General features: G+C 71.5%; 10 protein-coding genes and 1 pseudogene. 3 read left to right on the forward strand and 8 right to left on the reverse strand.

Features of this window, described 5'->3' with window-relative positions; translation table 11 throughout:
* Nucleotides 1-33 precede the first annotated feature (33 nt).
* Both rlmB and cysS read right to left on the reverse strand, forming a co-directional pair.
* Nucleotides 34-1,188, reverse strand: coding sequence for a 23S rRNA (guanosine(2251)-2'-O)-methyltransferase RlmB (gene rlmB / locus ABNF97_RS15080; protein WP_349338917.1), 1,155 nt, complete (start codon nucleotides 1,186-1,188; stop codon nucleotides 34-36).
* Nucleotides 1,188-2,609: a cysteine--tRNA ligase gene (cysS, locus tag ABNF97_RS15085; RefSeq protein WP_349338918.1), complete on the reverse strand. Its 1,422-nt coding sequence runs from the start codon at nucleotides 2,607-2,609 to the stop codon at nucleotides 1,188-1,190. The genes rlmB and cysS overlap by 1 nt, the downstream gene beginning before the upstream one ends.
* A 148-nt stretch (nucleotides 2,610-2,757) precedes the next feature.
* Between cysS and ABNF97_RS15090 the strand changes: the two genes are divergently transcribed.
* A complete protein-coding gene (locus ABNF97_RS15090; protein WP_502930489.1) occupies nucleotides 2,758-3,456 on the forward strand; it encodes an IclR family transcriptional regulator in 699 nt (232 codons plus the stop codon).
* A gap of 91 nt (nucleotides 3,457-3,547) precedes the next feature.
* Here the strand turns inward: ABNF97_RS15090 and ABNF97_RS15095 are convergent, their stop codons facing one another.
* From ABNF97_RS15095 to ABNF97_RS15110, 4 genes are all read right to left on the reverse strand, one after another.
* Nucleotides 3,548-4,237 carry an HAD family hydrolase gene (locus ABNF97_RS15095; protein ID WP_349338919.1) on the reverse strand — a complete coding sequence of 230 codons (690 nt, stop codon included), beginning with the start codon at nucleotides 4,235-4,237 and terminating at the stop codon, nucleotides 3,548-3,550.
* Nucleotides 4,238-4,266: 29 nt separating this feature from the next.
* On the reverse strand, nucleotides 4,267-5,667 hold the full coding sequence (locus tag ABNF97_RS15100; protein WP_502930486.1) for a class II fumarate hydratase: 1,401 nt from the start codon (nucleotides 5,665-5,667) through the stop codon (nucleotides 4,267-4,269).
* Between the two features lie 137 nt (nucleotides 5,668-5,804).
* A complete protein-coding gene (locus tag ABNF97_RS15105) occupies nucleotides 5,805-8,801 on the reverse strand; it encodes an AfsR/SARP family transcriptional regulator (RefSeq protein ID WP_349338921.1) in 2,997 nt (998 codons plus the stop codon).
* 595 nt (nucleotides 8,802-9,396) lie between these two features.
* Nucleotides 9,397-9,639, reverse strand: a complete 243-nt coding sequence (locus ABNF97_RS15110) for a hypothetical protein (RefSeq protein ID WP_130465369.1) — start codon at nucleotides 9,637-9,639, stop codon at nucleotides 9,397-9,399.
* A 174-nt stretch (nucleotides 9,640-9,813) separates the two neighbouring features.
* On the opposite strand from ABNF97_RS15110, the gene ABNF97_RS15115 reads away from it, so the two are divergent.
* Together ABNF97_RS15115 and ABNF97_RS15120 are read left to right on the forward strand one after the other, a co-directional pair.
* Nucleotides 9,814-10,020, forward strand: coding sequence for a hypothetical protein (locus ABNF97_RS15115; RefSeq protein ID WP_130465370.1), 207 nt, complete (start codon nucleotides 9,814-9,816; stop codon nucleotides 10,018-10,020).
* A 372-nt stretch (nucleotides 10,021-10,392) separates the two neighbouring features.
* Nucleotides 10,393-10,600 (forward strand): annotated as a pseudogene (locus ABNF97_RS15120) (adenosylcobinamide amidohydrolase); the annotation flags it as partial.
* Nucleotides 10,601-10,704: 104 nt separating this feature from the next.
* Here the strand turns inward: ABNF97_RS15120 and ABNF97_RS15125 are convergent.
* Together ABNF97_RS15125 and ABNF97_RS15130 are read right to left on the reverse strand one after the other, a co-directional pair.
* Nucleotides 10,705-11,316, reverse strand: a complete 612-nt coding sequence (locus ABNF97_RS15125; RefSeq protein WP_349338922.1) for a GNAT family N-acetyltransferase — start codon at nucleotides 11,314-11,316, stop codon at nucleotides 10,705-10,707.
* Nucleotides 11,317-11,354: 38 nt separating this feature from the next.
* Complete coding sequence (locus tag ABNF97_RS15130; protein WP_349338923.1) at nucleotides 11,355-13,034, reverse strand: fumarate hydratase; 1,680 nt, start codon at nucleotides 13,032-13,034, stop codon at nucleotides 11,355-11,357.
* Nucleotides 13,035-13,053 lie beyond the last annotated feature (19 nt).

Raw genomic sequence — 13,053 nt, forward strand, 5'->3', positions numbered from 1 at the left:
GGGGTCGACGGTCGGGCGACGGTCAGGCTGCGGTCAGGCGGCGAGACGGCGGCGGGAGATCTCGGCGAGCGCCACGGCTGCCGCCACGCTGGCGTTGAGCGACTCGACCTCGGAGACCATCGGGATGCTGACCCGCAGGTCACAGGTGCTGCCGACCAGCCGGGACAAGCCTCGTCCCTCGGAGCCGACCACCAGCACCAGCGGACCGACCGCCGCCTCCAGGTCGTACAGCTCGGTCTCGCCGTCGGCGTCCAGCCCGACCACCAGGAACCCCTCCTGCTGGGCGAGCTTCAGCGACCTGGTCAGGTTGGTCACCTGACTGACCGGCACCCGGGCCGCCGCACCGGCACTGGTCCGCCAGGCGGTCGCGGTGATCCCGGCGGCCCGCCGCTCGGGTACGAAGACGCCCTGCGCGCCGAAGGCCGCCGCCGAGCGGATCACCGCACCGAGGTTGCGCGGGTCGGTGATGCCGTCGAGCCCGACCAGCAGCGGTGAGGGCTGCTCCAGCGCCACCGCGAGCATGTCCTCGAACGGCTGGTAGGCGAACGGCGGCACCTGCACGCCGATGCCCTGGTGCAGCACCCCGCCGGTCATCCGGTCCAGCTCGGCCCGGCTGACCTCCAGGATCGCGATGCCCCGGTCGGCGGCGGTCCGGACCGCCTCGTTCACCCGGTCGTCGATGTCGATGCCCTGCGCGACGTAGAGCGCCGTCGCCGGCACCTGTGACCGGAGCGCCTCCACCACCGGGTTGCGCCCGACCAGCAGCTCCGCCGCCTCCCGCCCGGGAGCCGAGCGGCGGCCCGGCGCGACCCGGGGACCCGGACGGGGAGCCGGCTTGCCACCGGGACGCCCGGCACTGGCCGCACCCCGACCGGCGCTGACCGACTTGCGCCCGCCCTTCTTCGTACCGGCGCCGCCGGCACCCCAGGTGGTGTCCTTGCTTCCCGGTATGCCGACCTTCGGCGCCCGCCCCTCCTCGGCGGCCGCCCGGCGCTCCTTCGCCTGCTTCCAGGCGGTGCGCTGCGGCACCTGCTCGGTGCCGGAGTACGCCTTGTGCCAGGGGCGCTCGTCGGCGGGCAGGGTCTTGCCCCGGCCCTTGAGCGCGTTCCGGTTCTTGCCGCCGGAGCCCCTGACGGCGCCCTTCTTGGCGCTGACCCGACGGCCTCGGCGTGGCGAGTTTCCGGGCATCAGTCCTGTTCTCCGATCGTCCAACGCGGCCCGTGCGGGGTGTCTTCGACCACCACGCCCGCGTGCTTGAGCTGGTCGCGCACCGAGTCGGCCGCGGCCCAGTCCTTGCGGCTGCGGGCCTGTGCCCGCTGCTCCAGGGCCAGCGCCACCAGTGAGTCGACCACGGACCGCAGTTCCCCATCCTGCCCGTTGCTGCTCCAGGCCGCGTCGAGGGGGTCGAGCCCGAGTACGTCGAGCATCGCCCGGACCACACCGAGCGCCGCCCGGGTCCCGGCGTCGTCGCCGCCGGAGAGTGCGATCTGGCCGTCCCGGACCGTGTCGTGCAGCACCGCGATCGCCGCCGAGGTGTTCAGGTCGTCGTCCAGTGCCGCGCCGAACTCGGCCGGCAGCTCGGCGAGCGTACCCGCGCCGACCCGTTCCACGGCCCGCCGCACGAAGCCCTCGACCCGGCGGTACGCCACCGCCGACTCGCGCAGCGACTCGTCCGAGTAGTCGATCCGGGACCGGTAGTGCGGGGCGACCAGGTAGTAGCGCAGCTCGACCGGACGGATCCCGATCGAGGCGACGTGGTCGAGGTCGACCACGTTCCCCAGCGACTTGCTCATCTTGGCCTCGCCGAGGTTGAGCAGGCCGTGGTGCACCCAGTACCGGACGAAGGGCAGGCCCGCGGCGCGGGACTGGGCCTGCTCGTTCTCGTGGTGCGGGAAGGTCAGGTCGAGCCCGCCGCCGTGGATGTCGAACTCCGCGCCGAGGTAGCGCCAGCACATCGCCGAGCACTCGATGTGCCAGCCGGGCCGGCCCGGCCCCCACGGCGACGGCCAGGCCGCGTCCGCCGGCTCCTCCGGCTTGGCGCCCTTCCAGAGCGCGAAGTCGTTGACGTCCCGCTTGCCCCGTTCGGCGGACTCCTCCCCGATCTGGGTCTGGGTCGCCTCCGGCCGCTGGCCGGACAGGTCGCCGTATTCGGCGTACGACCGGACGTCGAAGTAGACGTCGCCGGAACCGTCGTCGGCGACGTAGGCGTGCCCCTCGGCGAGCAGCTTCTTGATCAGCTCGTGCATCTCGGGGATGTGCCCGGTCGCCCTCGGCTCGTACGTCGGCGGGAGCACGTTGAGGCTGCGGTACGCGGCACCGAGCAGCACCTCGTTGGCGTACGCGATCGACCAGAACGGGCGGTCCTGCGCGACCGCCTTGGTCAGGATCTTGTCGTCGACGTCCGTGATGTTGCGGATGAAGGTCACCCGGAAGCCGCTGTGCAGCAGCCAGCGTCGCAGCACGTCGTAGTTGACCCCGCCCCGGAGGTGGCCGATGTGCGGCGAGGACTGGACGGTGAGGCCACACAGGTAGATCCCCACCTCGCCGGCACGCATGGGAACGAAGTCCCGCACCGAACGGGTGGCGGTGTCATACAGGCGTAGCGTCACCGTACAAGGGTACCGACCTATGTCTGTTCGGGCTCACCCCGCAGACCCCCACCCGCACCCCGCAGAATCCTCACCCGGCCCGGCTCCGGTCGCGCCGGCTCCCGTGCCGACCGGCACCGGCCGTACGCTGCCTGATGTGGCGAGGGTGGTGGGCGACGGAGCGGCCGACCCAGCGGAGGAGGCCGCCGGCCGGGCCGGCGAGGAGGCCGCCGGCCGGGCCGGCGAGACGGCGCAGACCCTGGACCGTGGCCTGCGCCTGCTGCACCTGGTCGCCGACGCCTCCGGCGGGCTGACCGTGACCGAGGCGGCGACCCGGTTGGGTGTCGGCCGGGCGGTGGTCTACCGGCTGCTGGGCGCACTCACCGAACACGGGATGGTCCGCCGGGACGCCGGTGGCCGGCTGCGGCTCGGCGCGGGACTGCTGCACCTGGCCCGGCGGGCCCAGCCGCTGCTCGCCGACGGGGCGCTGCCGGCGCTGCGCCGGCTGGCCGAGCAGACCGGGGCGACCGCGCACCTGACCGTGGTCGACGGTGCCGAGGGGGTGGCGCTGGCGGTCGTCGAGCCGAGCTGGACGGCGTTCCACGTCGCCTACCGGACCGGCACCCGTCATCCGCTGGACCGGGGCGCGGCCGGCCGGGCGATCCTGGCCGGCCGGCAGGGCCGGGCCGACCCGGTGACGACCAGCGGCGAACTCCAGTCCGGCGCCCACGGCGTCGCCGCACCCGTGCTCGGAGTCCCCGGCCTGGAGGCCAGCGTCGGCGTGGTCGCCCTGGCCGCCCTCGACGTCACGAAGACCGGCCCCCAGGTCCGCGCCGCCGCCACCGAGATCGCCACCGCCCTCTCCTGACCCAGGAGACCGGGCAACTTCCCGGAAAGAGTGGCTCCCCGGGCGCTGGAGGCCACTCTTTCCCTGATATTGCCCGGACCTTCACCGCCTGTTAGGGGGTCTGGCACCAGTGGTGGAGTAGGGCGGGGAGTTCGGCCAGGGAGCGGATCTCGGCGTCGGGGCGCAGGCCGGCCGGGCGGGCCAGGCCGGCGCGGTTGAGCCAGACCGCGCGCAGGCCGGCTGCCTGGGCCGCCTCGACGTCCTTGCTCGGCGAGTCTCCGACGTGCACCACCGACGACGGGGGCGTCCCGGCTGCCGCCAGTACCGCCGCGTAGAACTCCGGTGCCGGCTTCTTCGGTACGCCGCCGACGTGCGCGTAGATCTCGAAGGCGAAGTCCGCGGCCAACCCGCACCGCTCCGGCCGGCTGTTGCCGTTGGTGGCGAAGCCGAGCGTGTACGACCGGCGCAGCACCCCGAGTGCCGGCAGGGTGTCCGCGAAGGGCCGGGTCAGCGCGAACCGCCGGGCGAAGTAGAGCTCCGCGATCGGCTCCAGTTCGGCGGTCAGGCCGGCCCGGGCCAGTGACCGGGCCAGCGCGGCCCGGCGGATCCGGGTGACCGGCTCACCGGCGTGGTCGGCGAGGACGGCGTCCCAGTCCCCCTCGATCTCGGCCAGCGTGACGTCCCGGGCCGCCGGGCTCAGCCGCCGCATCGCAGCGAGTACGGCGACCAGCGCGCCGGTCACCGCCGGACGCAGGTCGACCAGTGTCTCGTCCGCGTCGAACACCACCGTGCGCACGTCCACGCGTACGAGGGTAGGTGCCGCCGGGAACGTCAGGGATGGGTCATCCGGAGTACGTCGAGCGCCTCGTCGAGCTGCTCGGCGGTGAGTCGGCCCGCCTCGACGTGTCCCCGGGCGAGCACCACCTCGCGGATCGACAGCTCCTGGGCCAGCGCCTCCTTGGCGATCGAGGCCGCCTCGTCGTAGCCCAGGTGGCGGTTGAGCGGGGTGACCACCGACGGCGACCCCTCGGCGTACGCCAGCGCCACGTCGACGTTCGCGACCAGGCCGACCACGCAGCGGTCGGCGAAGAGCCGGCTGACGTTGGCGAGCAGGCGGATCGACTCCAGCACGTTGCGGGCCAGCACCGGCAGCATCACGTTCAGCTCGAAGTCGCCCTGCGACCCGGCGAAGCCGACCGTGGCGTCGTTGCCGATCACCTGGGCGCAGACCTGCCGGACCGCCTCGCAGACCACCGGGTTCACCTTGCCGGGCATGATCGACGAGCCGGGTTGCAGGTCGGGGATCTGCACCTCGCGCAGCCCGGCCCGGGGGCCGGACCCCATCCAGCGGATGTCGTTCGCGATCTTGTAGAGGCCGACCGCGATCGTGCGGAGCTGACCGGAGACCTCGACCAGCCCGTCCCGGGCGCCCTGCGCCTCGAAGTGGTTGCGCGCCTCGGTCAGCGGCAGCCCGGTCATCTCGCGCAGCTTCTCGATCACCTTGGGCGCGAAGCCGGCCGGGGTGTTGATCCCGGTGCCGACCGCGGTGCCGCCGAGCGGCAGTTCGGCGAGCCGGGGCAGGCAGCTCTCCAGCCGCTCGATGCCGTACCGGATCTGGGTGGCGTACCCGGAGAACTCCTGGCCCATCGTCACCGGTGTGGCGTCCATCAGGTGGGTACGGCCGGCCTTCACCACCTCGGCGAACTCGTCCACCTTGGACTCCAGCGCGAACTCCAGGTGCCGCAGTGCCGGCAGCAGGTCGTGCACGACGGCCTGGGTGGCGGCCAGGTGGATGGAGGACGGGAAGACGTCGTTGCTGGACTGGGCGGCGTTCACGTCGTCGTTCGGGTGCACCTCGCGGCCCAGCTTCCGGGCGGCCAGGGTGGCGATCACCTCGTTGGCGTTCATGTTCGACGAGGTGCCGGAGCCGGTCTGGAAGACGTCGATCGGGAACTGGTCGTCGTAGCCGCCGTCGGCGACGTGCGCGGCCGCGGTGACGATCGCCGCGGCGACGGCGTCGTCGATCACGCCGAGTTCGGCGTTCACCGCCGCGGCGGCGCCCTTGATCTGCGCCAGCGCCCGGATATGCGCCGGTTCGAGTCCGCGTCCGGAGATCGGGAAGTTCTGCACCGCCCGCTGCGTCTGGGCCCGCCACAGCGCGTCGACGGGCACCTCCACCTCGCCCATCGTGTCGCGTTCGATCCGGTAGCCGGCCGCCTCTGGTGTGGTCACGCGTTCCATCCTGCCCCGACCCGGGCCGGCTCGCAGATGATCGCCGTCACGGATCGGTCCGCCGGACACCTCAGCCGCCAGTTCCGGCTCGTTCCGGGGTTCGCGTAGCTGCCGCCGTATCTCATGCTGGTCCGGGGTCAGCCGAGTTCGCGTAGCTGCCGCCGAATCTCGTGCTGGTCCGGGGAGTCGACCTGGATCAGCAGGGCGAGCGCCCGGGTCCAGTACGACCGGGCGGCCGCCGGATCGGTCGGGCGCAGGCAGTGGGCCAGTCCATCCAGCGCGCGAGCCTGCTCGTACGGCGTCTGGATCTTCGTCGCGCCGAGCAGTGCCTGCCGGTGCAGGTCCAGCGCGGCGGTGGTGTCCCCGAGATCCAGCATGGCGCGGCCCAGGAGGTTCCGGGCGGTGCACTCGCCGGCCCGGTCCCCGGCGTCCCGCATCGCCACCAGCGCCTCCCGGTGCCGCTGCGCCGCCACCTCCGGCCGGCCGCACCGCCGCTCGACGTTGCCGATCTCGTTGAGCAGGTCCGCGACGGCGAACGGGTTTCCCCGGGCCCGCTGGATACGCAGCGCCACGGACATGTAGCGCAGCGCCCGGTCGCGCTGACCCAGCCGCCCGTACACCCCGCCGATCGAGCCGACGGTGTCCGCCACCACAGCGATCTTGCCGACCTGGCGGGCCAGGAAGAGCCGGTGCCGCAGCACCCGCAGCGCGTCCGAGTAGCGGCCGAGCCCGAGATAGACGCTGCCCAGGTTGGTCAGAGCGCCCGGCATCGCATGCCAGCCGGGTGTCTGCCGGGCCAGCTCCAAGCCGAGTTCGAGGTAGTGCATCGCCTCCCGGGTTCGGCCGAGCATCACCAGCGGCAGGCCGAGGTTGACCGTCGCCACCGACCGCCCGGCGACGTCGCCGAGCCGCTCCCAGATCGCGATGACCACCCGCAGCGACTCGAGCGAACGCTGGAACTCACCGAGCCGGAAGTACGCCGAGGTGAGGTAGTTGTGCATGATCGCGATCCCGGCGTCGTCGCCGAGCGCCTCCGCCGCCCGCAGCCCGTCGGTGTGGGTCTGGATCAGCTCGTCCAGGTGGCCGCCGAGATAGAGCTGCCGCCAGTTGGCCCGGGCGAGCTGCCAGGCGTACCGGTACAGGCCCTCCTGCACCGCCAGCTGGACCAGCGCCACCATGTTGCGCCGCTCCGCCTCCAGCCAGTCCTGCCCTCGCTGTACCGCGACGGCGACCAGTTCGGGGCGGGCCGGCTGCCCCGGTATGGCCAGCTGGAGGTTTCCGTTCGGTTCGAGGACATGGCTCACCGAGGCGGCGGCGTGCAGGTAGTAGTCGAGCAACGCCTGCAACGCCTGCCGCCGCGCCGGCGCGCCACCGACCACGGTGACCAGTTCGCTGACGTACTCCCGGACCAGATCGTGCAGCTGGAACCGCCCCGCGTCCACCTCGTCCACCAGGTGCGCGTCGACGAGTTCGTCGAGATGTTCCCGGGCCACGGCGAGCGGCAGCTCGGTCAGCGCGGCACAGGCGTACTGGTCGAACTGCACGTCGGGACGCACCCCGAGTAGCCGGAACGTCCGCTGGACCGGCTCCGGCAGCTGGGCGTACGACAGCGCGAAGGCGTCCGCCAGGGTCCGGTGCTCGACGGCGAACTCGGCGAGTACCGGACGGTCCGGGGCGCCGAGCCGCTGGGCGAGGTCCGCGACCCGCCAGCGCGTACGGTGGGCCAGCCGGGCTGCGGCGAGCCGGATCGCCAGGGGCAGGTATCCGCAGCGCCGGACCACCTCCTCCGCCGCCGTCGGCTCGGCCCGGACCCGTTCCGGGCCGGCGATCCGGGCCAGCAGGTCGACCGCCTCGGCGGGCTCCAGCACGGTCAGCGACTGCGCACGTACCCCATCCAGGCCCACCAGCCGGCGCCGGCTGGTCACCACGGTCAGGCAGCCGGGACCGGCCGGCAGCAGCGGGCCGACCTGGGCGGTGCTGGCCGCGTTGTCCAGCACCAGCAGTACGCGCCGGCTGGCCAGCTCGGTGCGCCACAGCGCCAGCCGGTCATCGAGGCCGGCCGGGATCCGCTCCCCCGGTACCCCGAGTTGCCGCAGCAGCGTGCCGACGGCCGTGCTCGCCGGCAGCGGGCTGTGCAGGCTGTGCCCGTGCAGGTCGACGAAGAGGTGCGCGTCCGGGTACGCGGCACCCAGCGCCGTCGCCAGGTGTACGGCCAGCGCGGTCTTGCCGCTGCCCGGCATGCCGTCGATGACGTGGACGGCGGAGAAGCTCGGATCGGCCTCCTCTATCTCCTTACGCAGCCGGGCGATGGTCTCGTGCCGGCCGGTGAAGTCCTCGATGGCCCGGGGCAGGGCACGTACCGGCGACCGGGGCTCGGGCTCCTCGTCCGCCGGCTCGACCTCGCCGGCGAGTATCCTCCGGTGGACCTCCCGCAGTGCCGGTCCGGGTTCGATGCCGAGCTCTCCGGTCAGGATCTCCCAGCCGGCCCGGAACACCGCGAGCGCCTCCGCCCGGCGGCCGCTGTCGGCGAGCGCCAGCATCAGTTGGCCCCGGAGCCGCTCCCGCAGCGGGTGGCGTTCCACCAGTTCGGTCAGTTCGGCGACCAGGTCGCCGCTGCGGCCGCCGAGCCGCAGTTCGAGCGCGAAGCTGTCCTCCATCGCCAGCATCCGCTGCTCGTCCAGCGACGCCGCGCCCCGGCGGACGGCGTGACCGCTGATGCCGGCGAGCGCCGGACCGCGCCAGAGCGCGAGGGCGGCCCGGTACCCCTCCCGCGCCTCCGGCCAGTTCTGCTCGGCGACGGCGCTGCGGGCCCCGGCTACCAGCCGCTCGAAGCGGTACGCGTCCAGGTCGTCCGGCCCGAGCACGATGCGGTAGCCGGCGGGGCCGGTGACGATCGTCTCACCGGGCACTCCGGCGGCGACCAGCAGCCGGCGCAGCCGGGAGACGCAGGTCTGCAACTGCCCGCGCGCGGTGACCGGCGGATCGGCCTCCCAGACCGCGTCGACCAGATCGTCGACGGGTACCACCTGCGGGGCATGCAGCAGTAACACCGCCAGAACCACTCTGTCCCGGCCGGCGGTCACCGTCGACTCGCCGCCGCTCACCTGGAGCGGCCCAAGAATTCCGAACCGCATGCCGGCTCCTGACCGAGGTCACATCCGGCAGCAGGGTAACCCGACAATCACGCGCGGCAGAATCGACTTGATAGCGGGCTGGCAGTGGAACGAGAGTGCCACCGCGAACACTGTGCACAGCACGTATGAAGTTGGGTACAGCACCGACGGGGGCGGTGCGTCCGGCGACCTGCGGGGGCGGCGGACGCACCGTGTCGGAGCAGCGGTTTCGCCGCCATCCACACCTGAGGAGACGCCAGGACATGGATGCCTCTGCACGTCCCCGGCGGACCCGGCCGGCGCCGGCCGCCGGGGACGTGTTGCAGTTCGCCGAATCCGACTACTGCTACGGAACCGGCCCGCTCGTCCTCCGGGTCACCCGGGTCGGCGCGGATCTCGGCCGGTATCCCCAGCTCGAGTGGCTGTCCCTACGCGGCGTGGAGTTGCGCGGAGACGGCAGCGCCGGTCCCGAACGGCAGGTGCTGGTCCGCACCAGCGCCCTATCCCACGCCGCTGAGTCGCGTTTCAGGTTGCCCGTCGTCCAGCGCCGCCCGATGGGCAACGCTGCAGTTCCTTCGGATCCAGGTAATCCGCCTAGCGGGTTGACGCTCAGGCGTCATTCCTCTCCGTCCCGGATGATCTGGCGGATGCGCTCCCGGCTGTAGCCGGTGACCTCAACGATGTCGCGCTGTCGCGTCCCGGCCGCTGCCTTGGCCCGAATCGCCTCGGCCAGCTCCGCACGCGCCTGGTCCACCCGGGCGCGAGCCTCGGCTAAAAGTCGGGCGGCCCGCTCCTCGGCGCGAGATACCCCAGCCTGCGCCGCACGCAGCTTCCGTACCGCCGACTCCAAGTCCGCCACTTGGCCATTCCAACAGGCCAGATGTTAGGCCAACTCATGTATCCCCTGATTTGGCCAACCTCATAGCTTGATGTTTGGCCAAATATCTAGTGTGATAGTTGGCATCTGCGGATGCTCGGACGGGCCGGCGATCCCCGGGCGCCCGCTGGGTGACTCCAAGTAGAGGAGATTCAGATGGCCAGCTTCGCGCCTACGGAGATCCGGGTGGTCGGTCCGCGTGAGTTGCCGGCGGACGGGAAGGTGCAGGTCTGGACCGACAGCGGTTCCGGCCATGGGCACGAGATCAGGGTGTGCACCGAACACCTGATGCTGTCCGTCCTCGACTCCGGCGACGGTGCCACCGCCATCTACGATCTCCGGGTCTTCTACTGCCGGGGCTGACCCAACCCCGACGCGACAAAGCCCTCGATCAGCCGCCCCTGCTCTGGCCTCGCCGTGACCGGTCAGGTGGCTGACCCTGACGGTCTGCTCAAGACTCCGAAGCCAAGATCTCAAGTTTTGGCGCCGAAACTTGAATCTGCACCTGGGAAGTTCAAGCGCGGAACGTAGCGGTGCCACTTCGATCAGTCAACCCGCACCCCTGCCCGCGTCGGCGCCCGGCCGAACCCATGATCGTCTTGGCGGTCACCTGGACAGCAGAGGCGTTATCGGGCTCCGATTACGCCTCTGCTGTCCAGGTGAATGCAGGCGGCTGCTCGACGGGGCGCCTGCCCGACGGCCAAGAGGTCCGGGACGGGACCGAAGAGTAGGTCGGTGCTTGGCGAACCGGAGCTGACCTACCGATCCGAGGACGGGCGTGACCTTCCGCTGCTGGTCTGGCGACTTCACCGACCGGCGCTGGTGATCAGCTCCGGCCCGCTCGGCGGCGGGGGGTACGCGTCACTGGGTGGTCAACGCGACCGTGCCGATGTCGTACCGCCGGGACGACCCGGACGCCCATCTGGCAGCAGGCACTGAGCGATCAGCGCCCGGTCAGCGGCGGCCGACGGTCAGCACCGGCTTCGTGACCTCGGCGAAGAAGTCGTCAGGAGTGCCATTGGTCCCACGGCGGTTGTGGGCGCGAAATCACGGTCGGCTGGCCTGGGGTCGAGGGGTGCCGCCGTCCGGCTGGTCGTGAGGGCTGGATGCCGTGGTAGCCCACTCGCGGGCCAGGATGGCAAAAACGAGTTGGTCGGCCCACTCTCCCCTGAACAGATAGCTTTCGACGTGGCGCGCCTCCTGACGCATGCCGAGCCGGACCATCAGGCGGGCAGACGCAGCATTGCGGCCGTGACACCGGGCGTAGATCCGGTGCAATCCGAACTCGGTGAACCCCCAATCCAACAGCGCCGTCGCGGCTTCCGTAGCCAACCCGCGACCTCCGTGGTCGGGATGGAAGACGTAACCGACTTCAGCCGTGCGGTCGGCCTGGCTGCGCCAGACCAGCTCCACCGTCCCGATGACCTCGGCGGCGGTGGCTACGGCCAACGTCAGGCAGTCTCCCTCAGCGCGTAGCGCGTCCTCACCCGCCATGGCGATCACCGACGATCGCGACTCCTCGCGAGTACGCGGCTCGCTGAGCGTCCAGCGGAAGACGTCCGGTCTGCGCTGCCATGAGCACACGTCATCGAGATCATCCAGCGTGACCGGGCGCAGGGTGAGCCGCGCGGTACGAATCGGGTACGTCGGTCGGAACATCCAGCGATATTAGAAAGTCTGCGTGGCGGGCTCGCCCGTCAGGGGCGGGCACCAATGTGAAGGACACTCTTAGGCTTCATCACATCGGCGAAGAAGTCGTTGCCCTTGTCGTCGACGACGATGAAGGCCGGGAAGTCCACCACCTCGATCTTCCAGACCGCCTCCATGCCGAGTTCCGGATATTCCAGGACCTCGACGTGCTTGATGCAGTCCTGGGCCAGCCGGGCGGCCGGGCCGCCGATGGAGCCGAGATAGAACCCGCCGTGCTGTTCGCAGGAGCGGGTCACCTGACCGGACCGGTTGCCCTTGGCCAGCATCACGTGCGAGCCACCCGCGGCCTGGAACTTCGGCACGTACGCGTCCATCCGGCCGGCCGTGGTCGGGCCGAACGAGCCGGAGGCGTACCCCTCGGGGGTCTTCGCCGGTCCGGCGTAGTAGACCGCGTGGTCGCGCAGGTACTGCGGCATCGGCTCACCCGCGTCCAGCCGCTCGGCGATCTTGGCGTGCGCGATGTCCCGGGCCACCACCAGCGGGCCGGTCAGCGAGAGCCGGGTCTTCACCGGGTACTTCGACAGCTCGGCCCGGATCTCGTCCATCGGCCGGTTCAGGTCGATCTGGACCACCTCGGAGCCCTGGTCGAGCTGGGCGTCGGTGACGTCCGGCAGGAACCGGGCCGGGTCGGTCTCCAGCCGTTCCAGCCAGACGCCGGACGGGGTGATCTTGCCTACCGCCTGCCGGTCGGCGGAGCAGGAGACCGCGATCGCGACCGGGCAGGAGGCACCGTGCCGGGGCAGCCGGACCACACGTACGTCGTGGCAGAAGTAGCGCCCGCCGAACTGCGCGCCGATGCCGAACTGCCGGGTCAGCTCCAGTACCTCGCCCTCCAGCTCCAGGTCGCGGAAGCCGTGCGCCAGCATCGAGCCGGCGGTGGGGAGGTTGTCCAGGTACTTCGCGGAGGCGAGCTTCGCGGTCTTCAGGGCGTACTCGGCGGAGGTGCCGCCGATCACCACGGCGAGGTGGTACGGCGGGCAGGCCGAGGTGCCGATCAGCCGCAGCTTCTCCTCCAGGAACTGCATCATCCGCTTCGGATTGAGCAGCGCCTTGGTCTCCTGGTAGAGGTACGACTTGTTGGCCGAGCCGCCGCCCTTGGCCATGAAGAGAAACTTGTACGCGTCCGGGTGCCCGTCCGGGTCCTCGGCGTAGATTTCCACCTGGGCCGGCAGGTTGCTGCCGGTGTTCTTCTCCTCCCAGGTGGTGAGCGGGGCGAGCTGCGAGTACCGCAGGTTCAGCCGGGTGTACGCCTGGTAGACCCCCCGGGACACCGCCTCGTCGTCGGCACCGTCCGTCAACACGTGCCGTCCCCGCTTGCCCATCACGATCGCGGTGCCGGTGTCCTGGCACATCGGCAGTACGCCCCCGGCGGCGATGTTCGCGTTGCGCAGCAGGTCCAGCGCGACGAAGCGGTCGTTCGGCGACGCGGCCGGGTCGTCGATGATGGCCCGCAGCTGGGCGAGGTGTGCCGGCCGCAGGTAGTGGGAGATGTCGTGCATCGCCTCGGCGGTCAGCGCGGTCAGCGCCGACGGCTCCACGGTCAGGAAGCGACGGCCGCCCGGCCCGTGAACCACGTCTACGCCCTCGTCGGTGACCAGTCGGTACTCGGTCTGGTCTGCGCCGACGGGCAACAGGGGGGAGTACGAGAACGGCGCGCCACTGCTCATAGCCGGCAAGCCTAGGCCA

It is taken from the genome of Plantactinospora sp. B6F1, from assembly GCF_040120695.1.
GTDB lineage: Bacteria > Actinomycetota > Actinomycetes > Mycobacteriales > Micromonosporaceae > Plantactinospora.